This window comes from Nocardia sp. NBC_00565 (genome assembly GCF_036345915.1).
Taxonomy (GTDB): domain Bacteria; phylum Actinomycetota; class Actinomycetes; order Mycobacteriales; family Mycobacteriaceae; genus Nocardia.
In genome coordinates this window covers 4,297,386-4,323,885 of sequence record NZ_CP107785.1, presented here as the reverse complement: position 1 = coordinate 4,323,885, position 26,500 = coordinate 4,297,386, and the positions used below count along the sequence as shown (strand labels likewise).

Sequence of the window (26,500 nt, the reverse complement as noted above, 5' to 3'; positions counted from 1 at the left end):
GCAATTCGGGCCTATAGTTCGATGACGGAATCGGCGGCGACTCGACCGCCCAGGCGGACCCAACCGTCGGAATCCCATTCGGTGAAGATCTGTGAGCCCTTGCCCTGGGTGATGACCAGGCCGCGCCGCAGGAGGGCGGTGAGCGCGACCGCGGCGGCGCCGGTGGCTTCGTCCTCGGCGATGCCCATGGACGGGGCGAACATCCGGGAGCGCAGTGCGCCGCGGTGCTCGTCGGTCCAGGTCCACAGGTAGTGCTTGCCCTCGTCGAAGTCGTCGGGCCGCAGATTCGCCAGCGTGTTGACGTCGCCGACCTGGTGAAAGGTGAACTCCGGCGCCCATTCACCGCGCGCCTTGATCCAGGTGAGGCCGTCGTTCAGCTCGACGGCGACCGGGCCCGCCGCCACCTGCAGCACCTTGACCGGTGTGCCCTGCTCGGCGAACCACCACGCGGTCCCGACCGAGGGGTGTCCGGCGAAGGGCAGCTCGACCACGGGGGTGTAGATCCGTACCTTGGCGATCTCGTCGACGGGATCCTCGACCACTACGGTCTCGCTGAAGCCCGCCTTCGCCGCCAGCGCCTGGTGGTCCACGTCGGCGACATCGCCCGCGCGAGCGATGCCGAGCTCGTTGCCACCCAGCCCGGCCGGGTCCGTGAATACGCGCACGACCTCGACCCGCGTTCCCGTGGCCTCCGGTTCACCTTGTGTACCCATGATCGCGAGCCTACCGGCACTTGAACAGTGGTCCCAGAATCCCTCGGCGAATATGTGTCTGGGACCAATCGGCGTTCAGTATGCCAATTTGCCTGTTATGTCCTAATTTCCTTCCGGGGCGATCGCGTCGCCAAGTCGCACGACGCTGCGGGGCTGGAGCCGTCCTGGTCGAAGATCGCAGCGGCTGCGGCAGCCAGCGTCGTTGTGTCGCAGTGCTCGCCGACTCGCGCCAGTGCGGCGTGCGGGACACCGGGTTCCGACATCATCATCAGCGTCACGAGATTGGCGACCGCGTCGTGCGGCAGCCGATGTCCGCCGGCCAGCACGATCGGCGGCAGCTCGGGAATCGACAACCATTGCGGCAGCGGGGCAATCCGCGGGGGCACGATCTCGGCGGGATCGGTATCGAGCAGCTCCCGCACGGCGGCGGTCGCGTGGTAGGCGGCCGCGGCCGCGAGAATGGCCTCGGTGTGGCCGAGTGCGGCGTGCGTGCGCAAGGCAGCGGCGTGCGTGCGTCTTGCCTTGCGCGCCTTGCCGATCGCACCCGGGATCAACGCGGTGGCGGCATAGTCGGGATGACGGTGCAGCCAGTCCAGGGCGATGCGGCGGCGTGAGCGCAGCCGCAGCCAGCCGGCGACCAGTGCGGCGACGGCCGGACTTTCGAATGGGGCGATCGCCGGGGCGTGATGGCGCGGCTGCCGCACGGCCGCGTCGACGACCAGATCGTGAACCGCGGCACCGTGCGCGGCTGTGAGTCCGAGCAGTGGATCGGCGGACCAGACCAGCGAGCTGACGTGGCTGGTGCGCAGGTACACCTCCGCTCGTGCGAGCTCGACCTGGGCGAGTGCGGTCATTACCCATTCGCTGATCGTGTCGCTGCCGGGCGAGACGCGCCCCAGTCGCAGACGCACCTCGTCCGTGGACAGCGTTGCGACGCTGCCGAGCCACCTCTCCCGCTCGCCCGCGTGCCACGAAACGCGCACGTCCGCAGGCACTTCGAGCGTTACGCCGGTCGTCGGCTCCGGCCGCGGTCGCTGCCATGGCGGGTCGCGCAGAATCGCCGGAACCAGCTCGGCGGGAGTCGTCGCAACCGGCCGGTGAGCGCGGCCACGGTCGACACGGCGAACCCGAGGCCGTGGGTGGCGACGAGATAATCGGCCAGATCCGCATGGTTGTCGTAGTAGCGGCCGAGGGCGTCGGCATCCAACAGCTTCGCGTCCATGCCGATCGCGGCGCAGACGGCCGCGCCGACCGGATCGGTGCCGGGACGGGACAGGTACTGCGCGCCACGCTGGGCGAGCACCCGGTGCGAGCCGGGGTGGCCCAGGATCGCCCGGATCCGCTCCGCCGACCGCGCCAGTTTATTGGAGATTGCCTGTGCCGCAGCAACATTCACGGCGACCCTGGCCACGGGGCAGTGCCCGCGGAACGGATCGGTTTTCGACCACCAGGCACTGGGTACCACCCAGACGTCCTCATCGGTCGGTGGCGTGCGGACAGCCATCGGCCCGTTCTCCCTTGTTCACGAGGTGCGTATCGTGGACAGGCTAACGAGCCGCCCTGACATGTGCCGGTCGACGCGGAAAGACAACGGCCCCGTCCTTTGAGGACGGGGCCGTTGCGCGATCGTACGAGGTCAGACCGCCGCGGTGGCCAGCGCCTCGGTGGACTGCACGGCTTGGCCGACGCCGGCGACGATCGCGGCCGCACGCAGCGACTCGAAGATCACCTCACGCGAGACGCCCGCATCGCGCAGGGTCTTCTCGTGCGCCTCCAGGCAGTGCGCGCAGCCGTTGATCGACGACACCGCGAACGACCACAGCTCGAAATCGGCCTTGTCGACGCCCGGGTTGCCGATGATGTTCATCCGCAGACCGGCGCGCAGATCGTCGTAGCGACCTTCGAGAAAAGCCTTGCCACGGTAGAACACATTGTTCATGCCCATGATCGAGGCGGCGCCGAGGGCGGCGTTGTAGGCCTCGGCCGACAGGTTGTCCGCGGCCTCCTCGGCGATCTCGCGCAGCGTCGTCGCCGACCGGGTCGCGGCCGCCGACGCCAGCAGGGTGCCCCACAGCTGCTGCTCGTTCAGCACGGTGGTGCGTGCGATGGACGACAGATTGAGCTTGAGGTCCTTTGCGTACTCGGGAAGGGAGTTCTTCAGGGTCTCAATGCTCATTCGGCGAATCCTCGTTTCATTGCTCGGTTTTCAGGTGTTTCGGGTAATGCTCAGACGCTCGCGGCGAGCAGTTCGCCCGCGTTGATGGTCGGGTCGCCCTTCTTCCAGTTGCAGGCGCACAGCTCATCGGACTGCAGTGCGTCGAGCACGCGCAGCACCTCGTCGACGTTGCGGCCGACCGAACCGGCGGTCACCGAGACGAACTGGATCTCGTTGTTCGGGTCGATGATGAAGGTGGCGCGGTCGGCGACGCCGTCGGCGTTGAGAACACCGGTGGCGGAGGCCAATTCACGCTTGAGGTCGCTGAGTATCGGGAATGGGAGGGTCTTGAGATCCTCGTGCTGGGCACGCCACTGGAAGTGCACGAACTCGTTGTCGACCGAGGCGCCGAGCACCTGCGCGTCGCGGTCGGCGAACTCCTCGTTGAGCTTGCCGAAGGCGGCGATCTCGGTCGGGCACACGAAGGTGAAGTCCTTGGGCCAGAAGAAGACGATGCGCCAGTTGCCCGCGTGGTCGTCGGAGGTGATCTGGGTGAAGTAATCGTCAGGCTGCTGAGCGTCGACCTTCGACAGGTCACCGCCGATCACCGCGGTGAGGTTGTATGCCGGGAACTGGTCGCCGATGGTCAGCAAAGCCATGCTTGTCTCCTCGTCAGTCGGGTTGCTAGAGCGAGTGGATCGAAAAGCTCATTGGTGATCTTGCCCAAAGGCCGGTGAAAGGTAAACGTGATCAGTCGCACTACACTGATAGGCGTGACTGATCAGACTTATCAGCCGACCCTGTCGCAGCTGCGTGCGTTCGTAGCGATTGCGGAGTACCGCCACTTCGGCACCGCGGCAGCCAGGCTCAGTGTGAGCCAGCCCACGTTATCGCAGGCACTGGCCGCATTGGAACACGGGCTCGGACTGCAGTTGATCGAACGCAGCACCCGTCGGGTGCTCGTCACCGCCGCCGGTATGCGGCTGCTGCCGCAGGCGATGGCGACCCTCGAGGCGGCCCATAGGTTCGTCGCCTCGGCCACCGGCGACGGCCTGGGCGGCACTCTGCGGATGGGTATCATTCCGACGGTTGCTCCCTATGTGCTGCCGGGTCTGCTGCCCGAATTGCGCAAGGTGTTGCCCGCCTTGATTCCTCAGGTGATCGAAGACCAAACCGCCCGTCTTCTGGAGGGTTTGCGCACGGGGGTACTGGATGTGGCGCTGCTCGCCTTGCCGACCGAGGCTCCCGGCTTAGTCGAGATCCCTTTGTATGCCGAGGAATTCGTGCTGGTGATGCCGCGCGGCCACGAGCTGGCCGGGCGCACCGATATCGCCCCGGCCACCCTCGATGCGCTCCCGCTGCTACTGCTCGACGAGGGACACTGCCTGCGCGATCAGACCCTCGAATTCTGCCGCTCGGCCGATGCGCACCCTGGCGCGGTCGGCGACACCCGCGCCGCCTCGCTGGCGACCGTAGTTCAGTGCGTCGCAGGCGGTCTCGGCGTCACGCTCATCCCTGAGATGGCGGTTGCGGCCGAAACTGCCCGTGGCACACTGGAAACCGCACATTTCGCCGCCCCGGCTCCGGGACGCACCCTCGGTCTGGTCTTCCGTGCGTCCACTGCCCGTGCCGAAGACTACGAACGCCTCGCCGAAATCATTCGATCCCAACGCCCCGGCGCGCAATAGGGCGATCTTCGCGCGGCCCTATGGTCACCACGACTGTGCGAGTGGAGTCGGCGCCGGCCGGTTTCGCGTCTACTCGGCGGGTGTGGCCTTCGGGTTAGAGCAGGGGGTCGACGGGTTCGCCGAGCAGTTCGGTCGCGGTGCGGTGGATCTTGTGCAGGGCGGAAATCAGGTGGCGGCGTTCAGTGGGGGTGAGATCCGCGGTCACCTTGTCCTCCAGGGCTTGTCGTTGCGCCTCGACCGGTTGCTGCAGGGCGCGGCCCTTGTCGGTGAGCCAGAGACGGACGAGCCGGTTGTCGTGTTCGTCGCGGCGGCGCACGAGCAGGTCGGCCGCGGTCATGCGGGTGGCCATCTTCACGACCGTGGGGGTGGTGACGTTCAGTGCCGCCGCGACCTCACCTGGCGTGCGGCCGTCCTGCTCCCAGAGCGCGGCCAGGACGTAGTTCTGGCCCAGATGCAGTCCATACGTGCGCATTTCGCGGTCAGCCAGGGCGCGCAGCACCTTGGAGCCGCGGCCGTGTAGGTCGAGGAACTCGGGCAAGTCGGCCTCCGTGGATCCATTGACGACTGATCGTTAGCCGTCTAACGTTCTCTTTCGTTAGTCGGCTAACGATTGGGAGATCTGATGATAGTCGTCACCGGAGCCACCGGAAATGTCGGTCGTGAACTCGTGCGAGAGCTGGCGGCAAGGAACGCGGAATTCCGTGTGCTCGTGCGGGATCCGGCACGCGCCGTCGGGCTGCCCGAGCGGGCCGAACGGGTGGTCGGGAATCTGGATGATCCGGCAACCCTCGGCGCCGCCTTCGACGGTGCCGACGCGCTGTTCCTGCTGGTGCCCGGCATCGGCCTGGACCACGCCGTCGCCGCGGTGGCCGCGGCGCGAGCGGCCGGTATCGGTCACATCGTGCAGCTGTCGTCGTTTCACGCGGCGATCGATCCCATGCCCGCCATGGGCCGTTGGCATCACGAGCGCGAACAAGTGGTGGCGGGCTCGGGTATTCCGGTGACCGTGCTGCGGCCCGGTGGCTACATGACCAACGCCCTCGAGTGGGCGCCCGTCATCCGCGCCGGCGGGGAAGTGCTGGATCCCACCGGACCCGGTCGCTACGCCCCGATCGACCCGGCCGATATCGCGGCGGTGGCGGCGGCCGCCCTCATCGAACCCGGGCACCAAGGACGGGTCTACCACCTCACCGGTACCGAAACCTGCACTATCGCAGAGCAAGTCGCGACGATCAGCCGGGTCATCGGCGCTGATATCAAGATTCGCGAGGCGGCCACGCCGGAGCAGGCGCTGCAGTCCCGCTATCCGGGTGGTGCGCCACCCGCGCTCGCCGCGGCGATCATCGAATGGTTCTCGATGATGCGCGCCGACACGATCGGATTCCGTACCGACACGGTCCGGCAACTGCTCGGGAGAGACCCGGTCAGTTTCGAACAGTGGTGCGTACGGAATATCGACGCGTTCCGGGCCCCGGAGGCTGTGGGTGCGTGTTGAAAGGGGAGTCGACGGTCCATGCCGGTGCGGTTTCCCGGTAGCCGCGATCCGCGTGCTCTGCGGCGTAATCTCCGCTGGTGGACAGTTCCAGGGATGCCGATCGGTTGTTCGTGTACGGGACGCTGCAATTTCCCGAGGTTTTGGTCGAGTTGATCGGGCGGTGTCCGGAGTTGGTCGCCGCGGAACTGACCGGCTGGCGGGTGGCGGCGTTGCCGGGGCAGGTGTATCCGGGGTTGGTGCCCGCCGCGGGTGGGGTGGCGCGGGGAGTGGTGCTGACCGGGCTCGATGCGGGGGAGTTGGCAGTGCTCGACGCGTTCGAGGATGACGAGTACGAGTTGCGTGAGGTCGCGCTCGGCTCGGATTCCGTTATGACGTATGTGTGGACTTCGGTTGTCGCGCAGGATGATTGGCATGCCGATCGCTTCGCGGCCGAGCACTTGGGTGCGTTCGTGCTGCGGTGCGCGCAATGGCGGCGGCAGCTCTGAGGGCCTCGATTTGCCATTCCAAGACGACCGGTCATATATTAATCCCATGGCGCGACCGCGACGCAGTGACGACACTCGGCAGCTTCTGGTGGAGCAGGGTGCTGCCGGATTCCTGACGCACGGCTACCACGGGACCGGGATCAAGCAGGTGCTGGATGCGGTGGGAGTGCCGAAGGGGTCGTTCTACAACTACTTCGACAGCAAGGAGAACTTCGGCCGCGCGATCATCGACCACCATTCGCTGTGCGTACAGCGGAATTTGGCCGAGGCACTCGGGTCGTCGGCGGATCCGGTCGCCGGATTGCGAGTGTTCTTCGCGCGGCTGATGGACGACTTCGTGCAGGCGGAGTTCACCGGTGGGTGCCTGATCGCGAACCTCGGCGGTGAGCTCGAGGGGAGTGAGGTGCTCCGCGAATCCCTGGCCGGAGCCTGGCATTCCTGGCGTGACGGGGTGGCGGTGGCATTGCGCCGGGCACAGGAACTCGGCACGATTCGCGACGATATCGACGCCACCGATCTGGCCGATCTGCTGCTGGAGTCGTGGGAGGGAGCGGTGATCCGAATGAAGATCGAGCGCTCGCTCGAGCCGCTGCACAAGTGTCTGCGCCGACTGCTCGACGATTACTTCCGGATCTGAGCTGTTGTTTCTTTCAGTAGTCGCATACCCATTCCGAGACGACCGGTCGTATCGAGAAGTATCACTAGGAGGAGAGAGAAATGATCAGCGCAAAGACGGTCATCGTGACCGGATCTTCCAGCGGGATCGGACGTGATATCGCCCGGGCCTTCGTGGAGCGCGGCGACAACGTGGTGCTGAACGGGCGAGATGCGGACAAGCTCGCGGCGGTGGCGGACGCGCTGGGCGTGCCGGACCGGATCGCCGTCTGCGTCGGTGATATCGGTTCGCCCGCAACGGGAACCGAGCTGGTCCGCCTCGCGGTCGAACGTTTCGGCCGGGTGGACGTGCTGGTGAACAACGCGGGGATCTTCGGAGCCAAGCCTTTCGTCGATGTCACCGAGTCCGATCTCGACAGCTACCTCAACGGCAACCTGAAGGGGACCTACTTCACCACGCAGGCCGTCGTCCGGCGGCTGCGGGTCCAGAAAACCGGTGGCAGCATTGTGAATATCGGAACGGTGCTGATCAATCACGCTCTGGCGGGCCTGCCGGCGTCCGCGGCGCTGGTCAGCAAGGGCGGCGTGCACGCGCTGACAACGAGCCTGGCGGCGGAGCTCGCGGCGGACGGGATACGCGTGAATGCCGTTGCCCCGGGCATCATTCGCACGCCACTGTTCGGCGACGGCGACGAAACCGCCTCCAGCGGACTGGCTTTGCTCAATCGCATCGGCGAGGTGAGCGAAACCACCGCGGCAGTGCTGTATCTCGCGGACGCCACCTTCACCACCGGCCACATTCTCCCCGTCGACGGCGGATTCATCTCGGGCAGGACCGCGTAATGCCTTACGTCAACATCAAAGTCACCGACGAGGGTGTCACTCGCGAACAGAAGACCCAGTTGATCAAGGGAGTAACCGATCTGCTGCGCGATGTGCTCGGAAAGGATCCAGCGACGACGTTCGTGGTGATCGATGAAGTCGCGCTGACGGATTGGGGTGTCGGCGGGATGAACGTCGAGGACTGGCGCAAGCAGTCATAGGCCCGGCACCGTGTTGGTGCCCGGTGTTGCCGCCGTCGTGGGCACGCTGGTACAACTTGCTGGCCAACACAGCAGGAAGGCGGATTTCACATGCGCGGCGGAATTTTCACGATGGCGGCGCTGATCGGCGTGATCGGGACAGGCATCGCGGTCGCGGGCCCGGCAACCGCGGTCAGTGAAACCGCCACCTGCGCGACGGTCAGCACCGCGATCGACGACTTCAGCGCCGCCGTCGGCGCCATCGACAGCTCCAACGTCACCGCACTGGCGCAGTCGAAGCCACACTGGGCCGAACTCACCGCGAAGTTCGCCGACGCCCAGGCCAACGTCGATGAAGGCCGCGTGAAGACCGCGCTCAATGATGCGGTGACGCAGCTGAACCGGCTGGCCGCGGTGGCAGATACCGACCGTCAGACCGTGATCAGCGATTCGACATTCACCAGCGCCATGTCCGCCGTCGACTCCGCCTGCGGCTTCTAGCGCATTCCGACACTGAGAACCAACGCGCGGCGTCTCACAGCCCCTCATCGAACGGGTACCGGTCACCCAGTGCCGACCGGTCGCCGAGCACGTAGTTCATGACGAGGTCATCGGCGACCCGGACCAGCACACCGCGCCCCTCGACCCCGGCCACCCAATCCATCGGCAACCCGGACAGACCGTGGCAGGCGCCGATCAGGTTGCCGGTCACGGCACCGGTGGAATCGGAATCACCGGAATGGTTCACCGACAGCAGCAGCGCCGTGCGCACATCGCCGGTCCGCGCCGCGTACAGGGCGCAGTAGACCGCGACGGCCAGGCATTCCTCGGCGACCCACCCGGCGCCGACCTGCTCGACCCGTTCGGCATCGGCCGGCTGCTCGGCCAACTCGACAGCTCGGGTCAGCGCCGCAACCGCCTGCGCACTGGCCGGGAACGTCGCGAGCTGCGCAATGCTCTGCCGCACCGCAATCGACAGCTCGACACCGTTCGCCACACGATCGATCAACGCCGCGAACGCACCCGCGGTGAGATATCCCGTGGGATGCCCGTGCGTCAGCTGCGCACCGCGCGCGGCCGCGGTGAACGCGAGATCGGGGCCCATGCCGGCCAGTCCGAACGGCGCCGACCGCATCACCGTCCCGCATCCCTTCGACCCCGGATTCACCGGACCGGGCGCACCCAGCGGGTACGGTGCGACGTATCCGCGTACCTGCTGACTCAGTCCGGACATGCAGGCATTGCCCGGCGCCCGCGCCGCATACAGAAACGGCAGACTCGCCAGCCAACCGTCGACCTCGGGTGCGGGCCCGTCCTGTCGCTGGGTCTGTAACCAGCGCAGATACGCTCGCCGCAACGCCGGCGCCGGGTCAGCGTTCGGTACGCACCGCAACAACCCCTCCGCAGTGAACAGCGTCATCTGCGTGTCATCGGTAATCTGCTGCGGCGCGCCCGCGTCATGCTGGGGTAGAAAGCCCTGCACACCTTCGGCGCCATGTCGTTCGCGAATCTGATCCAGCTTCAAGAATTCGATAGGCCATCCGAGCGCGTCACCGACCGCCCCACCCAACAGCGAGCCTCGGAACCGGTCGAAGACCATCGCGTAATCCACCACGAGATACCATCTTTACGTATCCGGCCGGTGAAGGCTGTGCAGGCATTGGCGTTTCGGTCGCGAGTGATGGCGATCACATACCTGAACCGGCAAATCCGTCACCCGCGATGCCCCTGCCGCCCGATGTCGACCCGACGACGCATCCTCGCCCTCATGACCCTCGTCACCACCTGCCTCGCCACACCACTACAACGCATGTTCGAACGCAACGCCTGGAAAACCCGGAATGATCCTCGGACCACACGGCGAAGAACCCGAACCCGCGCCCGTGACAACCTGACCCACAACGCCGAATCGCACCGGAATCCCTTGGGACCCGGTGCGATTCGACGTGGAGCAAGTACTACACGCGCAACGCGTGCGGCTCGATCGCGCCACGCACCAGCGCTCGCGCATCGATCGTTTCGGCATGGTAGGGCAGCGTGACCAGCCGATCGGTCATCTCCCGCACCGGGTCATCGATGCGTTCGTTCAACCCGAACAGGAACGTCCACTCGTGCTCATCACTGCCGTACTGCACCACCGTGCCGAACTGCTCGTGGAAGCGCTTCCAGGACCGCTTCAACGTTTCGTTGCGCCACATCGTCGCGCAACCGGCCTGCGCGCTCAGCACGCCACCGGGAGCCAACAGGGCTCGACATCGTGACAGGAACTCCGACTCGTAGAGGCGGTTGTGCTGCGCGTCCTCGACCCGCTCATCGGGCAGATCGATCACGATGACGTCGTAGCGGGTGCCTGCCTCGGCCGCGTTGGCCAGGAAGTCCCAGCCGTCGGCGTAGTGCACCTTGACCGGGCCCTCGCCTTCGACGGCGGCGGCCAGCTCGTCGCTGGTGTAGCCGTAGGGCAGATGCTCGGCGCACAGTTCGACCTCGCGCTGATCGATATCGACGTGATCGACGAGCGTCGCGCCGGCGGCGACCGACATCTGACTGGCCACACCCTCACCCGAACCGATGATGAGGACCTTGTCCAGCTTCGCGGCCAACGCGAAGGCGGGGACCATCATCGCCTCGTGATAGGTCAGCTGGGAGAACTCCGTGGACTGGCGATCGTCGTCGGAGAACAGGCTGATGCCCTGCTCGGTGCGTGCGATCACCATGTGCTGGAACGGAGTATGAGTGTCGACGATCACCTCGTGCAGATCCCAGATGCGGGTCAGTCCGTTGCCGACCGGCTCCTCGATCCGGGTGGAGCCGTGCCCGCGCCGGATCACCTGCATTCGAACGTCCTTGGGGGACAACTTATCTCGCAGGAGTTCGACGGCCTTGGATGCGCCGGCACCAATACTTCCGCAGGTGAAGACGTCGATAAAGATATCGCCGGACTCGGGATAAGTGTGAATCGAGGCGTGAGACTCCGACAACAGCGCGAGGACAGTCACCCCCTGCGGATCGAACTTCTTGTGTACGACATCGCAGATGGTGACGCCCGCGGCGATCAGCGACTCGCGCAACGCCGATTCGAGTTGTTCGAGGTCGTCGCAGAGGGTCGCGTCGACACCACCGAACTCGGCCAGCACATGCCAGCCGGTGAATTCCGCCGTCATGGGCAAACTCACTCTCGCTCAGCGCCCGAGACATGAACGGTCAAGGGCGGAAAACCATTGAAGGACACCGACGAATAGCTCGCGGTATAGGCGCCGGTATCGAGGATCTGGATGCGATCACCGGCTCGCAACGAGGTCGGAAGAAGGACCTTCGTGCGTTGATACAGTACATCGTCGCCGTCGCAGGTAGGCCCGGCCACCACCGCCTCGTCCACGGGGTCTCCGTCACGTTCGGTGACGAAGCGGTAAGCGATGTACTCGTTCTCGGTCTCGGCCATGCCGTTGTAGCGGCCGATGTCGAGATACACCCAGCGCCGTCCGTCCGGCGCGATGCGCACGCCGACCACCTCGGCGTGAATGGTGCCCGCCGAACCCACGAGCGCGCGGCCGGGCTCGATGACGAGTCCGGCGGTCTCGGGCAGGAATTCGGCGGCCGCGGCCGCGATCACGGCCCCGACGGCGTCGAGTGCGGGGGCGGCCTCGACGTAGGAAATGGGAAGGCCGCCACCGATATTCACCGATGACACCCGAATGTCTTTGTCCGCCAACGCTGCAACGATGCGACCGGCTTCCTCGATGCCGATCCGCCAGGCCTTCGGGTCGGTCTGCTGGGAACCCACATGGAAGTACGGGCCCGCCGCGACGAGTCCGAGATCGCGGGCGCGCACCAGCAGTCGCAACGCCTCGGCGGGGCTGCAACCGAACTTGGTGCCGAAGGGTGTCGTCGATTGCGGCGCGGCGGAAAGGAACCGGCACTCCACCTCGGAGCCGGGCGCGTGCTCGGCGATGCGGAGCAGATCGTCCTCGGTGTCGAAGGCGTAGCGGCGCACGCCCGCGGCGTGGGCGGCGGCGATGTGGGCGGCCTTCTTGATCGGATTCCCGTAACACATGCGGGCGGGGTCGACGCCCGCACGCAGGCACAGGTCGATCTCGCCGAGGCTGGCGACGTCGAACTCCGCACCCTCGTCATCGAGCAGGCCGATGAGTTCGGGTACCGGGCTCGCTTTGACGGCGAAGCGAATTCGGGACCCGGGTACCGCGGCCCGGAGTGCGCGGTAGTTCTCGCGCACTCGCTCTGGGGTGATGACCAGATAGGGCGATTCGGGCAGGTTTGAACCGATCAATCTAAGGGAACTCTCCGTCGTTTGGGGGGCCGGCCGTCGTTCAGGCACCGCGCGAGAGAGTATCAGCGCGATGCCCCGGTTAACTAACTCGTTGACGACACCTTGACCATGATCACCCCGCGACTACCGTGACCTCGTCGAATACGACCTCGCCCGCGGCATCGGACTCGGCGAGATCGACCACCGCCGCCAGCGCCCAGCCGTGGTCGCTCGCCGGGTCGTCGAGCACCTGTCGGACATGCCAGAAACCGGGGCGTTGTTCCACCTGGAACAATTGCGGACCGCGGGCGTCGGGGCCGGTGCCGATGCGTTCGTACTCATCGAAATAGGGAGCCAGCTCCTCCGCCCAGTCCGGTCCGGTACCCAGCTCGGCGAGCGCCTCCCAGCGGCGCAGCGCGGCGAGTTCGACGCGGCGGAACATCGCGTTGCGGACCATCACCTTGAAGGCGCGTTCGTTGGCCGAGATCGGGCGCACCGATTCCGCGCCGAACGCGAGTTGGTCCGCATCGGTCTCCGCGCCCGGGTTGGTGAGCTGTTCCCATTCGTCGAGCAGGCTCGAATCCACCTGGCGGACAAGCTCACCGAGCCATTCGGTCATATCGTCGAGATCCTCGGTGCGGGCCGATTCCGGGACGGTGCGGCGCAGCGCGCGGTAGGCGTCGGCGAGGTAGCGCAGCACCACGCCCTCGGAGCGGGCCAGTTCGTAGTGCGAGATGAGCTCGGCGAAGGTCATCGCCCGTTCGATCATGTCGCGCACGACCGATTTGGGGGACGGCGCGAACTCCGACATCCAGGGGTGTCCGGCGCGGTAGGTCTCGAAGGCCGGTTCGATCAGTTCGGCCAGGGGTTTTGGCCAGGTCACCTCTTCGAGCAGTTCCATGCGTTCGTCGTATTCGATGCCGTCGGCCTTCATCTCGTTGATCGCCTGGCCGCGGGCCTTGTGCTGCTGGGCCATGAGCAGTTGGCGCGGATCCTCGAGGGTCGATTCGATCAGGGAGATGACATCGAGGGTGTAACTCGGGGCTTGTTTGTCCAGCAGTTCGAGTGCGGCGAGGGCAAACGGGGACAGCGGTTGGTCGAGGGCGAAATCGCGTTGCAGGTCGACGGTGAGCCTGGCACGGCGGCCCTGCGCGTCGGGCTCCGGAAGCTGTTGCACCACACCGGCATCGCGCAGTGCCCGGTACAGGCGGATGGCGCGCAGGATGTGGCGGCGTTGCGCGGGGCGGGGCTCGTGGTTGTCCTCGAGGAGGTGGCGCATGGCGTCGAAGCAATTGCCCGGGCGCGCGATCACATTGAGCAGCATGGAGTTCGTCACGTTGAAGCGCGACACCATCGGTTCGGGGGCGGCGGCGACGAGGCGGTCGAAGGTCTCCTCGCTCCAGGAGACGAAGCCCTCCGGCGGTTTCCGGCGCACCACCCTGCGCTGCTTCTTCGGATCGTCGCCCGCCTTGGCCATCAGCCGGGTGTTCTCGACCTCGTGGTCGGGGGCCTGCACGACGACAGTGCCCATGGTGTCGTAGCCGGCCCGGCCCGCGCGGCCCGAGATCTGGTGGAACTCGCGCGCCTTGAGGCGGCGGGTGCGCACACCGTCGTATTTGGTCAGGCCGGTGAGCAGTACGGTGCGGATCGGCACATTGATGCCGACGCCGAGGGTGTCGGTGCCGCACACCACCTTCAACAGTCCGTCCTGGGCCAGGCGCTCCACCAGGCGGCGGTATTTGGGCAGCATGCCCGCGTGGTGCACGCCGATACCGTGCCGGATCAGCCGGGACAGGGTCTTACCGAAACCGGAGGAGAACCGGAAATCACCCAATGCGGTTGCGATGGCGTCCTTTTCGGCGCGGGTGGCGAAGTTCACGCTCGTCAGCGCCTGCGCGCGTTCCAGCGCGGCGGCCTGGGTGAAATGCACGACGTAGACCGGGGCCTGGTTGGTGGTGACGAGGTCTTCCATGGTTTCGGTGATCGGCGTGCGCGCGTAGGAATAGCTCAGGGGCACAGGGCGTTCGGTACCCGCGACGATGGCGGTCGGGTTACCGGTGCGGCGTTGGAGATCGGCAGCGAAGAAGTCGACCTCGCCGAGCGTGGCCGACATCAAAAGGAATTGCGCGCGCGGCAGTTCCAACAGCGGCACCTGCCAGGCCCAGCCGCGGTCCGGGTCGGCGTAGAAGTGGAACTCGTCCATGACGACCTGGCCGACATCGGCGGCCGCGCCCTCGCGCAGTGCCATATTCGCCAGGATCTCGGCGGTGGCGCAGATGATCGGTGCTTCCGGATTGACGGCAGCGTCGCCGGTCACCATGCCGACCCGGTCCGCGCCGAAGACCTCGCACAGCGCAAAGAACTTCTCGCTGACCAGGGCCTTGATCGGGGCGGTGTAGTAGGTGCGCAGGCCGCGGGCCAGCGCGAACAGGTGCGCGCCGACCGCGACCAAGGATTTGCCGGAGCCGGTGGGGGTGGCCAGGATGACATTGGATCCCGACGCCAATTCCAGTAGCGCCTCGTCCTGCGCCGGATACAACGGGGTGCCCTGCTCGGCCGCCCATGCCCCGAAGGATTCGTAGAGGGCGTCGGCGTCGGTTCCCGGTATCTCGAGCAGTTCGGTCAGATCCACTCCGACCACCCTACGGGCTGCCGTCGGCGGCCCGGTCAGGGTGATCGATGGCTAGCCGGGCTGGTTGCCTTCGGTGTCGTCGCCGTCGTAGCCGCCCTGTTCGGCGAGGAACTTCTCGAATTCGGCGCCCAACTCGTCGCCACTGGGCAGTTCACCGTCACCGACGAGCAGACTCGACTGGCGTTCCTGGGCCGTGACGAAGCTGTCGTACTGGCGCTCGAGCGCGTGCACGACGGTCTCGACCTCGGAGTTGCCCGCGATATGCTCGTTGACCTGCTCACGGACCCGCGCGGCGGCCTCACCGAGCGCGGCGAGGGGGATCTCGAGGCCCGCGTTGTCGGCGACGTTCTCCAACAGGGTCTGGGCGGCCTCCGGGTAGGCGGTCTGCGCCAGGTAGTGCGGCACATGCACCGAGAAACCGACCGATTCGTGGCCGTGCTGGGCCATCCGGTACTCCAGCAGCGAGGACGCGCTGCCCGGCACCTGTAGCTCGCCCGGCCAGCGCTGATGTTCGGCGATGAGATCGCTGTCCGAGGAATGCGCGGTGATGCCGAGCGGGCGGGTGTGCGGGATCGCCATCGGAATCGCGCTCAGACCGATGCTGCGACGCACGCCCAGCTGCTCGGCGAGCAAGCGCACCGCGGTGGTGAACTTCTCCCAGCGCAGATCCGGTTCGAGACCGGACAGCAGCAGGAACGGGGTACCCGAGGTATCGCGCAGCGCCCAGAGGTTCAGCTCGGGTTCGGCGTAATCGGAGAAATGATCAGTCTTGAACGTCATCAGCGGACGACGCGAGCGGTAGTCCAGCAACTCGTCGACATCGAAAGAGGCGACCAGCTCGCTCTCGAGACTCTCACGCAGGTGCGTCGTGGCCAGCCGCACCGCATGCCCGGCATCGGTGAAGCCTTCCAGTCCGTGTACCAGAACCGGACCCAAGCCATCGTCGGACGACAGCTGTGGAGCTGGGAACTCCAACTCGTACATTCGCGACTCGTGGTCCATCGCGTACTCCTTCCTGCGCGGTTCACCGACGCGAGCTGTCCGGTTCCGAGATCTTCCAGGTCCTAGGCCTGCTGGGCATTTCGCGGTGGTCAACCACTGTCCATTGTCCCCCATGACACCGGTACCGGTTGCCACGGGCGACACCGACCCATAAGAGGCTGCAACATCGGTGGTGCTCCACACATTCCCCGCCCCGGTCGCCACCGCCGGCGACTGCTTGCAGGTCGCTCGAAATGATCCGCTGGCGACTGCTTGCAGGTCGCTCGAAATGATCCGCTGGCGACTGCTTGCAGGTCGCTCGAAATGATCCGCTGGCGACTGCTTGCAGGTCGCTCGAAATGATCGGCGTGGCATCGCGGGCGGGCACGGGGGAGTTTGGCACAGTGGAGCAGTGACTGTGCCGAATTCGACGCGCAGGGGGCCTCTCGGATTCGCGGTATCGGGTTGGGTTCCCCTCGCCGCGAGTGCGGCGCTGCTCGCCGGGTGCGCGTCGACGGTGACCGGGCATCCGGTTGGTTCCGGGCCGCAATCGGGGACTCAGCATGTGGCGGCACAACTTTCGACGTTACTGCCCGATCCGCCGCAGTTTCCGGCCCGGTACGAGGCAGTGGTGCTGCCACCGGAGGCGGCTGCGCAGGCGGCGGGCGACCTGAACGGGATCGTGCGCGGCTCGACGGTGCAGCCCGATGGATGTGTGCCGCCCGCTCAGCAATTCGGGCCGAATCAGACCGCCGTCACGGTGGGCACCGACAACGACACCCGCGCCACGATGACCGTCGAGTTGACCAGGATCGAGCAGCCGCTGTCGGCTCTGCGCGAGCAGTTGCAGCGGTGCCGGCAGGTGCGGGTGAGCCGGTCGGGCGCGACCACGACGGTGACCACCGAACTGCAGGCGCCGCCGCCGATCGACGCCGATGACACCCTCGCGCTGCGCCGCACGGTGGCGCCACAGGTCAGCACACCGGGCCTGACACAGTCGATGCAGACACTGACCGGGCAGGTCGGCGATGTGCGAATCACGGTGACCTATATGTCGTTCAGCGATGCGCAGCCGGATACAGCGGCGTTGGACGAACTGTTCACGACAACGGTACGGAAGGTGAAGATGGGCTGAGCGAACGTGCTGTCGTGCGCCCGGCGGCCGGAACCCGCGCCGAGACAGTAGCAGGTGGCACCGACGCGGTTATCGCCGTTTCCGCGTCCACGGGCCGATTCGTCCACAGCTCGAACGTTTTGCACAGGGCAAAATAATCCCCAGGTCAGTGCTCCGGGTGCACGGGCGAGCAAGCGCACTCTCGACACATGCCAACTTCCACGAATCCCGTTCCAGCCCTCGGCGATCCCGGCGACGGTGCCTCCGCCCACAACGATCGCTGCTCGAGTCCAAAGGTTCATCTCCGCAAACCCACCCGCCCCCGAGCCACCCGCACCGGACATACCAGTGACTCGCCCGACCGTCGCGATAGCGCGCACCGTCCTGACGGCCCGGATGGGGGCAACACGTTGGGGATCGACGATGCAGCGGACCGGTGTGCGGCTGGCCGTCGCGACGCCGCCCACCCGCCTGACGGTGCGGATGTGGGTCGCGCGGTGGGTGTTGACGAGGCGGTGGAGTGGCGCCTCGTCGGTCAGCCAGGTGACATCGCAGGTACGGATCGCGGAGTGCGTGCCGACGAGCTCGAGGAGCGGCGCGTTGCCTCGCCACCACGCAATGGCGCAGATGTGGGCCGTGCGCTGCGTTTCGATGAGGCAGCGGATTGGTGCGGCACTGGGCAGCCGCGCGCCGCCGTGCAGGGGGATCGCGTAATGGGTGTCGACGATCGCTCGGGCTATCGGGATGCGGTAGACCCGTATCGTGCGTGGCCCGCAGGGCGTGTCGCGGCTCGAATCGATTCCGCGCCTTTCTTCGAGTCGGATGTCGATGATGATGAATCGTCTGATTGCACACGGGGTTTCGGGGGTGCGGCGGGGCATCGGACGGGGGCGTGTGGTGAGCAGCCACCGATGTTCGGGGATCGAGCTCCGGGGGACGCGTTGCACGTGGATGATCCCGGTGAGTTGATTGTGGCGGTGCCCGCGATGGTCGGGTTCGTGCCGGAGCGGTCGCTGGTGGTGGCCGTGCTGCGGGGTGCGCCGAGTCCGGAGCACAGTCCGATCATCGACGCGGTGGTGCGGTTCGATCTGGACTCCGACGGTGGGAGTCGGCGCGGGCTGGCCGCGGCGTATGCGCAGTGCGTCGCCCATATTTGCGCTACGGAGGGGGCGGCGGAGGTGCTCGCGGTGATCGTCGACGATCGGGTGCGTGAACCGCGCCGCGCCCGCAAACAGGGCGCGGCCGGTGCCGGGCCATGGGGCACGCTGATCGCCGCGTTCGCACGGCGGCTCGCGGCGCAGGAGGTGTTCCTCGAGGGTGCGTGGGCGGTGCGCGCGATCGAGGCCGACCAGCGGTGGTGGAGTCTGCTCGACCCGAATCACCGTGGGACACTGCCGGATCCGGCCACCTCGATGGTGACGGTCGCGCATGTCCTCGACGGTCGCCCGATCCGCGGGGCACGCTCGGAGCTGACCGATCTGGTCGCCCAGAACGAGGAGTTGGCGCAGCAGGTGAGCGCACACCTCGACAACGCCCTCGCGGTCGCGCACGAAAGATACGCGGTCGCGGTCCGCCGCGGCGATCCCGACCGATATCACCGGCAGGCCCTGGAACACGTGCTGTCCCAGATCGCCAACACCGACTCCGGAGCATCGCTGTCCGCCACCGAATACGCCGAACTGGCCGTGGCTCTGCGTGATCGGACGGTCCGCGACTCCCTGTTCGCCCTCGCTATCGGCGATCACGCCACCGCCGCGGAAAACCTGTGGGTCACACTGACCCACGCCCTGTCCGGCAGCGACCGCGCCGACGCCGCAACCCTTCTCGGCTACAGCGCCTACATCCGCGGCGACGGCCCCCTTGCCGGCATCGCCCTGCAAGCCGCCCTCGACACCGACCCCGCCCACTCCATGGCCATCCTGCTGGAAATCTCCCTCCGCACCGGAATGCGCCCCGACACCCTGCGCCGCCTGGCCTACTGCGGCCTCGGCATCGCCGCCGACCTCGGCATCGACCTCGGCCCGGTCGTCAGATGATCACGGCACGCTCGGATCGAGTCCAGTCAATCGGTCACCGTGACCGAAGACCATAGCCGCCATTTGACACAGAGGATGTGGGTGAGCGCCTCGGCGCTCGACCGCCCGTTCCCGCGCTCGCCGGTTGGCGAGCGTAGGGCACACGGCCTACTTCGCGCTGTGCGCGAGCGGACCGAGGTCGCGGAGGAATTCCCAGGCGTCGGAGACGATTTCGTCGAGGTCGTTGTGCTCGGGACGCCAGCCGAGGTCGGCGATCGCGCGGTCGCTGGAGGCGATGAGGGTGGCGGGGTCGCCGGGGCGGCGCGGAGCGTCCTGGGCGGTGATCGGAAGGCCGGTGACGCGTTCGCAGGCCGAGATCACCTCGCGCACCGAGAAACCGGTGCCGCTGCCGAGATTGAAGATGCGGTGCGTGCCGGATTCCGCGGTGGCCAGCGCGAGCAGGTGCGCCTCGGCGAGGTCACGGATGTGGATGTAGTCGCGCACCGCGGTGCCGTCCGCGGTGGGCCAGTCGGTGCCGAACACCGAGATCGCCTTGCGATGACCGAGGGCGACCTGCAAGACGAGAGGGATGAGATGCGTTTCCACGACCCGATTTTCGCCGAGGCCGCCATAGGCCCCCGCGACATTGAAGTAACGCAGGCTGGTCGCGGCCAGCCCGTGCGCGATCGAGTAGGAGGTGATGGCGTGGTCGATGGCGAGCTTCGAAGCGCCGTACGGGTTGGTCGGCCGGGGCGGCGCATCTTCGGTGATCGGCACCTGTTCGGGTTCGCCGTATACGGCCGCGGTCGAGGAGAAGACCAGCTTCGGTGTGCCGGTGCGACGCATCGCCTCCAGCAGTTCCAAGGTCTTCACCACATTGCCCTGCCAGTACTTCTCCGGCTGCTGCACCGATTCGCCGACCAGCGACTGCGCCGCGAAATGCAGGACACCATCGAAGGGTTCGGCCTCGAGCAGCGCGGGCGCGGCGACCGCGACATCACCTTGGACGAACCGAGCTCCGGCCGGCACACCCTCGGCATTGCCGGTCGACAGATCGTCGACCACCACCACCTCGTGACCCGCTTCGAGCACAATCTGCGCGCAGACACCACCGACGTAGCCCGCGCCACCCGTGACCAGAAGTTTCACGCCTCAGACCAACTTCACCTGGACGGCATGGGCCATTTCGTCCGAGAGCTCGAAACCGGTGTGGCCGGGCACGGTGATGACCACCGAACCGGGCTTGGTCTCGACCGTCACGCGCGCGTCGGGCACCACGCCCGCCTCCCGCAGCCGGCCGATGACCTCCGGATCGGTCTGGATGTGCTCGGCGAGGCGGCGCACCACGACCGCGTGCACCTGGCCGTGCGGCAGGTCGGACAGCCGAACCAGGGTCTCCTCGGAGGTAGAGGGCGGGGCGATGCCCAGTTCGTCCAGTCCGGGAATCGGGTTGCCATAGGGGGAGGTGGTCGGGTGGTTGAGCACCTCGACCAGCCGCCGCTCGACCTCTTCGCTCATCACGTGCTCCCAGCGGCAGGCCTCGGCGTGCACGTTCTGCCAGTCGAGCCCGATGATGTCGACGAGCAGCCGTTCGGCGAGGCGATGCTTGCGCATGACCGCGACCGCCATGCCGCGGCCCTTCTCGGTCAGCTCGAGATGGCGGTCACCGGCGACCAGCAGCAAACCGTCGCGCTCCATCCGCGCGACGGTCTGGCTCACCGTCGGACCACTCTGCTCGAGGCGCTCGGCGATGCGCGCACGCAGGGGCACTACACCCTCTTCCTCGAGGTCGTAGATCGTACGGAGGTACATCTCCGTGGTGTCGACCAGATCCTTCACCTGTTACCCCTTCGTCGGCACGAATTCTACCCACGCACGTCGGCACCCCCGTGTGCCGCGTGCTCTCGCGCTACACCCGTGACTGCGCTGTGGGAATCCTGTCGGCGCACGGCCGGTCGCCGTGTTCGCACTTGCTTGTATTTCTACTGCATACGAACGTCCAACGGGGCTGTTAGCTTCCCGCGTAGCGTTGCGAGCATGGCCACTGCACCACGCGGCGAACATCCCGCTCCGCTCGACCGAGGTGATGTGGAGTCGCGATCGGGGACCGTTGTCTGGACCGACCGATTCCTCGATTACGCGTGGACGCCCGAGCACCCGATGAAACCGGCGCGCCTGAAGTTCACCATGGCGCTGGCCGAAAGTCTGGGATTACTCGATGGTGTCGAGCGATTGGTGCCCGCGCAGGCACAGGCCTCGGATCTGCTGCGCATCCACACCGCAGAGTACATCGAGGCCGTCGAACATGCCACGCCGCCCGCGGGTTCGCCGCTCGCGCCGCCGTACGGCCTGGGCTCACCGGACAATCCGGTATTCCCGCGGATGCATCAGGCGGCCTCGGTGATCGTCGGCGGCACCCTGGCCGCCGCGCGCGAGATCGCCGAGGGCCGAACCCGGCGCGCGGTGAGCATCGGCGGCGGCATGCATCACGCGATGCCGGATGCGGCCGCTGGTTTCTGCATCTACAACGATGCGGCCGTGGCCATCTCCTGGCTGCTCGATCACGGCTACGACCGCATCGCCTACGTCGATGTCGACGTACACCACGGCGACGGCGTGCAGCGCGCCTTCTACGACGACCCTCGGGTGCTGACGATCTCGATCCACCAGCACCCGGCCACACTCTGGCCGAATACCGGGTGGCCGGAGGAGACCGGTCACGGCGCCGCCGATGGCACCGCGATCAATCTGGCGGTGCTGCCCGGCACCCGGGATGCCCAGTGGCTGCGCGGATTCCACGCGATCGTGCCCGGCGCGCTCGCGGCGTTCCGGCCACAGATCGTGGTCAGCCAGTGCGGTGTCGATACCCATCGCGAGGACCCGCTCGCGGATATGGAACTGACGGTGGACGGTCAGCGCGCCGCCTTCATCGCGATGCGTGATCTGGCCGACCGGTATGCCGAGGGGCGCTGGCTCGCTGTCGGCGGCGGTGGCTACGGGCTGGTGCGTGTCGTCCCGCGCGCCTGGACCCATCTGCTCGCGACGGCGCTGGATCGCACTATCGCGCCGGAAACCGCGGTGCCACTGGACTGGATCGAGATGATCCGGGCCGCCGCCCCGAGTGTGGAACCGCCACGGACCATGGGTGATGGTGGTGACATCGCCTATCGCCGTTGGGACGGACCGGGCGGTACCGGGGAAACTGGGGACGCGCGCGTCGACCGCGCGCAACGCGCTATCGATACGGCCGTACTGGCTACGCGCCGAGCCACCTTCGGGTTGCTCGGACTGGAACCGGAGGACCCCCGTGACTGAGAACCCGCCCGTCCCGGACTCTCCGAGCACCCCGTTGGTGCCGCCACCGCCGCCGCAGCACTGGTTCGCCGACGTGCTCGCCTCCGATGGCGGCGTGGTGCGGCTGCGGCCGATCACGCCCGATGACGCCGACCGGCTGCAGGAGTTCCACGCGGCGCTGTCGGATCGCACCAGATATCTGCGCTACTTCGGTCCGTACCCGCGCATTTCGCCCAGGGACCTGTACCGCTCCACCCACGTCGACCATCACGACCGGGTCGGGCTGCTGCTGGTGCTCGGCGAGGCGATCCTCGCGGTCGGCCGCTATGAACTGCTGCCCGAGCGCAGCGGTCCGCGCGCCGCGGAGGTCGCGTTCGTGGTGGCCGACGACCATCAGGGACGTGGGCTCGGCTCGATCCTGCTCGAGCATCTGGCCGGGGCGGCCGCCGAGAACAAGATCGAGACGTTCGTCGCCGAGGTACTCGCCGAGAACACCGTGATGGTCACCGTTTTCCGCGACGCGGGCTATCAGGTGGAGCGCAGCCGTGACGGTTCGGTGCTACATCTGGAGTTCGCCATCGATCCCACCGAAGCCCTGCTCTCGGTAAGGGATTCGCGTGAACGTGCCTCCGAGGCGCGCAGCGTGGGCAATCTGCTCGCACCGCGCTCGGTCGCGGTGATCGGCGCGACCGTCGGTCCGGCGCGGGTCGGCGGCGTAATCCTGGCCAACCTGCTGTCGGGTGTGTTCCAGGGGCCGGTGTTCCCGGTCAATCCGAACCGTCGATCGGTGCGCGGGGTGCGGGCCTACCCGACTGTGCGCGATATTCCGGACGAGGTGGATCTGGCCGTGGTCGCGGTGCCGCCCGAGGCCATCGGCTCGGTGCTCGACGACTGTATGGCCAAGGGCGTCAAGGGTTTGGTCGTGTTGACCGCGGGCTTCGGGGAGACCGGCGCGGGTGGTGTGGTCGCCGAACACGAGTTGGTCGCCGCGGCGCGCGGACACGGGATGCGGGTGGTCGGACCGAGTGCGCTCGGCATCGCCAACACCGATGCCGCGGTGTCGTTGAACGCGACCCTCGCCTCGATCCTGCCGGGGCGTGGGCGCATCGGATTCTTCTGCCAGTCCGGGCCGCTGGGTGCGGCCATTCTCGGTGAGGCCGCGGCGCGCAACCTGGGGTTGTCGACCTTTGTATCGGCGGGCAATCGCGCCGATGTGTCCGGCAACGATCTGCTGCAGTACTGGGACACCGATTCCGCGACCGAGGTGATCCTGCTGTACCTGGAGAGTTTCGGTAATCCGCGCAAGTTCTCCCGGATCGCGCGTCGGGTGGCGCGCAGCAAACCGATCGTCGCGGTGAGCAGCGGCAGGCTGGCGGCGCGGGCGCAACCGACCGGCGATATGGACCGGTCCATCGTGCGTGACCTGTTCAGCCAGTCGGGAATCGTTCAGGTGGACTCGATTTCGGAGCTGTTCGACTGCGCGGCGTTACTGGGTTATCAGCCGCTGCCCGCCGGTCCCCGGGTTGCCGTGATCGGAAACAGCGCGGCGTTGAACTGGTTGGCCGTCGACGCCGCGCGCGGGGAGGGCCTCGAGGTCCGGCTGCCCGCGGCGGTGCCGTCCGAGGAGGTTCGCCGTCCCCGCCCCACCGAGCGGGTAGTGGACGAGGTGTCGGTCGGCGATCCGGTGGGTCTGGGCCCGGGCGCGACGCCCGGCGCGTATCTGGACGCGGTGGTCGCCGCGCTGCGCTCGGACGAGATCGACGCGGTGATCGTGGTTTTCGCGCCGCCGGTACCGCTGCCGCCGGCCGGGTTCGCCGAGGCCATCCGCGAGGCCGCGGCGGCCGTGCCCGGCTCGGGTAAGCCCATTCTCACCACTTTTGTTGCCGAACAGGGCATTCCGAACCTGCTGGCGGTGCGCGGTCCGAACGGCGTGGCGGTGCGCGGCTCGATCCCGTCCTATCCGGATCCCGAGCGTGCCGCCCGGGCGTTGGCCAGGGTGCGCCGGTACGCGGAATGGCGCACGAAACCGGTGTCGACTGTGGTGCGTCCAGCGGGCATCGACGCGCAACGGGCCGAGCGGCTGGTCGCCGAATGGATGCGCGACTCCGACGGACGCTGGCTCACCGACCTGGAAACCGTGAACCTGCTGGACTGCTACGGAATTCGCGTCGTCGAGTTCCGCGAGGTCCGCAGCGCCGACGAGGCGGTGGCGGCGGCCGAGGAACTGGGCTACCCGGTGGCGGCCAAGGCGACCGGCGAAATGTGGCGGCGCCGACCGGATCTCAGCGGCGTCCGGCTGGATCTGTGGCGTCCGGAGGCGGTGCGCCAGGCCTACGCGCACCTGGTCGAGCTATGCGGCGACCCCGCCGTGCACATCCAGAAGATGGCCAATCCGGGTGTCGGCTGTGTGCTGCGCGTGCAGGACGACCCATCCTTCGGCTCGGTCATCGAATTCGGCCTCTCCGGCATGATCATCGAACTCCTCGGCGACCGCGCCTACCGCGCCCTACCGCTCACCGCCGACGAGGCCACCGCCCTCATCGAAGCCCCGCGCGCCGCCCCCCTCCTCTCCGGCACCCCCGCCAGCCCCCGCGTCGACAAACCGGCCCTGGCCGAACTCGTCCAACGCGTCTCGGCCCTGTTCGACGACCTTCCAGAAATCCGCGAACTATCTTTCGACCCGGTCCTGGCCTCCCCGAACGCGGCAGCGATCCTCTATGCCCGAGCCCGCTTCGGCCCTGAACCCAGCCGCTTCGACACCGGCCCCCGCCGCCTCGGGTGAGCGGCGCGACCGAGCCGTGTCAGGGGCGTGGTGGGGCGGTCGAGCCGCGGACCACCAAGGAGGGTGGCAAGAGTACGGAGCGGGGGGTGCGGTTGGGTTCGGCGATCGATTCGAGGAGCATGCGGGCGGCTTCTCGGCCGATATCGTGGTGCGGGATATTGATCGTGGTCAGCGGGGGACAGAGCTTGTCGAGGAAGGGGATGCCGTTGAAGCCGACGACGTTGATGTCGGTCGGACAGGTGATCTCGCGTTCGGCGAAGACCTCGTAGCAGCCGAGGGCGATCAGATCGCTTCCGGCGACCACGGCGGTGAACGGTGCGCCGGAATCGAGTGCGGTGCGCAGGGCTCGGGCTCCGGCGTCCTCGGTCCATCTGTCGCACAGCACGATTCGGCAGGAGTCGTCGAGACCGTGCTCGCGGACGGCGGTTCGGAAGGCACGCAGGCGGTCCACGCCGGTGGAGGTCGTCTGCGGGCCCGCGAGGTGGATGATTCGACGGTGGCCGAGGTCGACGAGATGTTCGACGGCGAGACCGATTCCGGCCGCGTCATTGGCTGAGACCGACCCGACGTCGAGGCCGTCGGTGCGGCGGTTCACGAGGACCGTGGCCACGCCCTGCTCGCCCAGCTCCCGCAGCAGCGGGTGATCGAGCAGGGCGGTGGCGATGATCAGACCATCGGCTCGGCGCGAGCGCAGCGAGGCGATCTGAGCCTGCTCGCGGTCGGGACGGTCGTTGGTATCAACGATGAGGGTGCTGTAACCAGCAGGGGCCAGAACATCCTCGATGCCGCGCACGATGGGTGGGAACAGTGGGTTGGTGAGGTCGGGGATGACCAGCCCGATGGTGCCCGACTTCGTGGTCTTCAAACTCCGGACAATCGGATTCGGCCGGTAACCGAGCGATTCCGCCGCCCGCAGTACCCGACGTGCGGTATCCGGATGCACCAACGCGCGAGCGTTCGGATTCAGTGCGCGTGAGGCCGTCGCGGTATGCACACCCGCCGCGGAGGCCACATCGCGGAGCGTCGGTCCCTGCATTGCGAAATACTATGCACCGCGCGGACGGTGCCATTGCCGACAATGGGAAGCACTGGTGGGGGAAACGCTTTTTCGGAAAGGAATCGCCGACCGGCTCGCGCGAACCCGGAGGGGACGAGACGCGCGGACACCGGTCGGCGCTTCTGGTGACCTCCCAGGTCACCGAGCCGGACGCCGGACCGGCCTCGGATGTAGTCCGGCGTCATGGG

General features: G+C 67.2%; 25 protein-coding genes. 11 read left to right on the top strand and 14 right to left on the bottom strand.

Going from position 1 to position 26,500, the window contains the following annotated elements; all coding sequences use genetic code 11:
- Positions 1-11: 11 nt before the first annotated feature.
- From OG874_RS20715 to OG874_RS20695, 5 genes are all read right to left on the bottom strand, one after another.
- The gene (locus OG874_RS20715) at positions 12-713 is read right to left on the bottom strand and encodes a PhzF family phenazine biosynthesis protein (RefSeq protein WP_330256765.1); all 702 of its coding nucleotides are present in this window, start codon (positions 711-713) and stop codon (positions 12-14) included.
- Positions 714-808: 95 nt separating this feature from the next.
- Positions 809-1,696 carry a hypothetical protein gene (locus OG874_RS20710; protein WP_330256764.1) on the bottom strand — a complete coding sequence of 296 codons (888 nt, stop codon included), beginning with the start codon at positions 1,694-1,696 and terminating at the stop codon, positions 809-811.
- A gap of 20 nt (positions 1,697-1,716) precedes the next feature.
- Positions 1,717-2,217, bottom strand: coding sequence for a hypothetical protein (locus OG874_RS20705; protein ID WP_330256763.1), 501 nt, complete (start codon positions 2,215-2,217; stop codon positions 1,717-1,719).
- Positions 2,218-2,349: 132 nt separating this feature from the next.
- Positions 2,350-2,889, bottom strand: coding sequence for a carboxymuconolactone decarboxylase family protein (locus OG874_RS20700; RefSeq protein ID WP_330256762.1), 540 nt, complete (start codon positions 2,887-2,889; stop codon positions 2,350-2,352).
- Between the two features lie 50 nt (positions 2,890-2,939).
- Positions 2,940-3,527, bottom strand: a complete 588-nt coding sequence (locus tag OG874_RS20695; protein ID WP_330256761.1) for a peroxiredoxin — start codon at positions 3,525-3,527, stop codon at positions 2,940-2,942.
- Positions 3,528-3,641: 114 nt separating this feature from the next.
- Here OG874_RS20695 and OG874_RS20690 point away from each other — a divergent pair, with 114 nt between their 5' ends.
- On the top strand, positions 3,642-4,556 hold the full coding sequence (locus OG874_RS20690) for a hydrogen peroxide-inducible genes activator (RefSeq protein WP_330256760.1): 915 nt from the start codon (positions 3,642-3,644) through the stop codon (positions 4,554-4,556).
- A gap of 94 nt (positions 4,557-4,650) precedes the next feature.
- Here OG874_RS20690 and OG874_RS20685 read toward each other — a convergent pair whose 3' ends face one another.
- Complete coding sequence (locus tag OG874_RS20685; RefSeq protein WP_330256759.1) at positions 4,651-5,094, bottom strand: MarR family winged helix-turn-helix transcriptional regulator; 444 nt, start codon at positions 5,092-5,094, stop codon at positions 4,651-4,653.
- An 84-nt stretch (positions 5,095-5,178) separates the two neighbouring features.
- Here OG874_RS20685 and OG874_RS20680 point away from each other — a divergent pair, with 84 nt between their 5' ends.
- The 6 genes from OG874_RS20680 to OG874_RS20655 all read left to right on the top strand — a co-directional run bounded on the left by OG874_RS20680 (position 5,179) and on the right by OG874_RS20655 (position 8,674).
- Positions 5,179-6,051 carry an SDR family oxidoreductase gene (locus OG874_RS20680; protein WP_330256758.1) on the top strand — a complete coding sequence of 291 codons (873 nt, stop codon included), beginning with the start codon at positions 5,179-5,181 and terminating at the stop codon, positions 6,049-6,051.
- A gap of 77 nt (positions 6,052-6,128) precedes the next feature.
- Positions 6,129-6,536 carry a gamma-glutamylcyclotransferase family protein gene (locus OG874_RS20675; protein ID WP_330256757.1) on the top strand — a complete coding sequence of 136 codons (408 nt, stop codon included), beginning with the start codon at positions 6,129-6,131 and terminating at the stop codon, positions 6,534-6,536.
- 46 nt (positions 6,537-6,582) lie between these two features.
- Positions 6,583-7,173 (top strand): TetR family transcriptional regulator C-terminal domain-containing protein, encoded by a 591-nt coding sequence (locus OG874_RS20670; RefSeq protein ID WP_330256756.1) that lies wholly within the window; start codon positions 6,583-6,585, stop codon positions 7,171-7,173.
- Positions 7,174-7,253: 80 nt separating this feature from the next.
- Positions 7,254-7,994, top strand: coding sequence for an SDR family NAD(P)-dependent oxidoreductase (locus OG874_RS20665; protein WP_330256755.1), 741 nt, complete (start codon positions 7,254-7,256; stop codon positions 7,992-7,994).
- Positions 7,994-8,194, top strand: coding sequence for a tautomerase family protein (locus tag OG874_RS20660; RefSeq protein WP_330256754.1), 201 nt, complete (start codon positions 7,994-7,996; stop codon positions 8,192-8,194). The genes OG874_RS20665 and OG874_RS20660 overlap by 1 nt, the downstream gene beginning before the upstream one ends.
- 90 nt (positions 8,195-8,284) lie before the next feature.
- Positions 8,285-8,674, top strand: a complete 390-nt coding sequence (locus OG874_RS20655) for a hypothetical protein (RefSeq protein WP_330256753.1) — start codon at positions 8,285-8,287, stop codon at positions 8,672-8,674.
- Positions 8,675-8,708: 34 nt separating this feature from the next.
- On the opposite strand, the gene OG874_RS20650 is transcribed toward OG874_RS20655, so the two are convergent.
- The 5 genes from OG874_RS20650 to OG874_RS20630 all read right to left on the bottom strand — a co-directional run bounded on the left by OG874_RS20650 (position 8,709) and on the right by OG874_RS20630 (position 16,071).
- Positions 8,709-9,785 (bottom strand): ADP-ribosylglycohydrolase family protein, encoded by a 1,077-nt coding sequence (locus OG874_RS20650; RefSeq protein ID WP_330256752.1) that lies wholly within the window; start codon positions 9,783-9,785, stop codon positions 8,709-8,711.
- 346 nt (positions 9,786-10,131) lie between these two features.
- On the bottom strand, positions 10,132-11,334 hold the full coding sequence (gene speD, locus OG874_RS20645) for an adenosylmethionine decarboxylase (protein ID WP_330256751.1): 1,203 nt from the start codon (positions 11,332-11,334) through the stop codon (positions 10,132-10,134).
- 8 nt (positions 11,335-11,342) lie between these two features.
- The gene (locus OG874_RS20640) at positions 11,343-12,443 is read right to left on the bottom strand and encodes a type III PLP-dependent enzyme (protein ID WP_330257358.1); all 1,101 of its coding nucleotides are present in this window, start codon (positions 12,441-12,443) and stop codon (positions 11,343-11,345) included.
- 127 nt (positions 12,444-12,570) lie between these two features.
- A complete protein-coding gene (locus tag OG874_RS20635; protein ID WP_330256750.1) occupies positions 12,571-15,069 on the bottom strand; it encodes a DEAD/DEAH box helicase in 2,499 nt (832 codons plus the stop codon).
- A 51-nt stretch (positions 15,070-15,120) separates the two neighbouring features.
- Positions 15,121-16,071 carry a proteasome assembly chaperone family protein gene (locus OG874_RS20630; protein ID WP_330256749.1) on the bottom strand — a complete coding sequence of 317 codons (951 nt, stop codon included), beginning with the start codon at positions 16,069-16,071 and terminating at the stop codon, positions 15,121-15,123.
- 391 nt (positions 16,072-16,462) lie between these two features.
- Between OG874_RS20630 and OG874_RS20625 the strand changes: the two genes are divergently transcribed.
- Positions 16,463-17,185: a DUF5642 family protein gene (locus tag OG874_RS20625; RefSeq protein ID WP_330256748.1), complete on the top strand. Its 723-nt coding sequence runs from the start codon at positions 16,463-16,465 to the stop codon at positions 17,183-17,185.
- 890 nt (positions 17,186-18,075) lie between these two features.
- The gene (locus OG874_RS20620) at positions 18,076-19,200 is read left to right on the top strand and encodes a DUF4192 domain-containing protein (RefSeq protein WP_330256747.1); all 1,125 of its coding nucleotides are present in this window, start codon (positions 18,076-18,078) and stop codon (positions 19,198-19,200) included.
- Positions 19,201-19,347: 147 nt separating this feature from the next.
- Here OG874_RS20620 and galE read toward each other — a convergent pair whose 3' ends face one another.
- Together galE and OG874_RS20610 are read right to left on the bottom strand one after the other, a co-directional pair.
- Positions 19,348-20,328 carry a UDP-glucose 4-epimerase GalE gene (gene galE / locus OG874_RS20615; protein ID WP_330256746.1) on the bottom strand — a complete coding sequence of 327 codons (981 nt, stop codon included), beginning with the start codon at positions 20,326-20,328 and terminating at the stop codon, positions 19,348-19,350.
- Between the two features lie 3 nt (positions 20,329-20,331).
- Positions 20,332-21,018 (bottom strand): metal-dependent transcriptional regulator, encoded by a 687-nt coding sequence (locus tag OG874_RS20610; RefSeq protein ID WP_330256745.1) that lies wholly within the window; start codon positions 21,016-21,018, stop codon positions 20,332-20,334.
- 321 nt (positions 21,019-21,339) lie between these two features.
- On the opposite strand from OG874_RS20610, the gene OG874_RS20605 reads away from it, so the two are divergent.
- Positions 21,340-22,494, top strand: a complete 1,155-nt coding sequence (locus OG874_RS20605) for an acetoin utilization protein AcuC (protein ID WP_442943415.1) — start codon at positions 21,340-21,342, stop codon at positions 22,492-22,494.
- The gene (locus tag OG874_RS20600; RefSeq protein ID WP_330256743.1) at positions 22,487-25,255 is read left to right on the top strand and encodes a bifunctional acetate--CoA ligase family protein/GNAT family N-acetyltransferase; all 2,769 of its coding nucleotides are present in this window, start codon (positions 22,487-22,489) and stop codon (positions 25,253-25,255) included. Before OG874_RS20605 ends, OG874_RS20600 begins: the two co-directional genes overlap by 8 nt.
- 19 nt (positions 25,256-25,274) lie before the next feature.
- On the opposite strand, the gene OG874_RS20595 is transcribed toward OG874_RS20600, so the two are convergent.
- Positions 25,275-26,291 (bottom strand): LacI family DNA-binding transcriptional regulator, encoded by a 1,017-nt coding sequence (locus OG874_RS20595; protein WP_330256742.1) that lies wholly within the window; start codon positions 26,289-26,291, stop codon positions 25,275-25,277.
- Positions 26,292-26,500 lie beyond the last annotated feature (209 nt).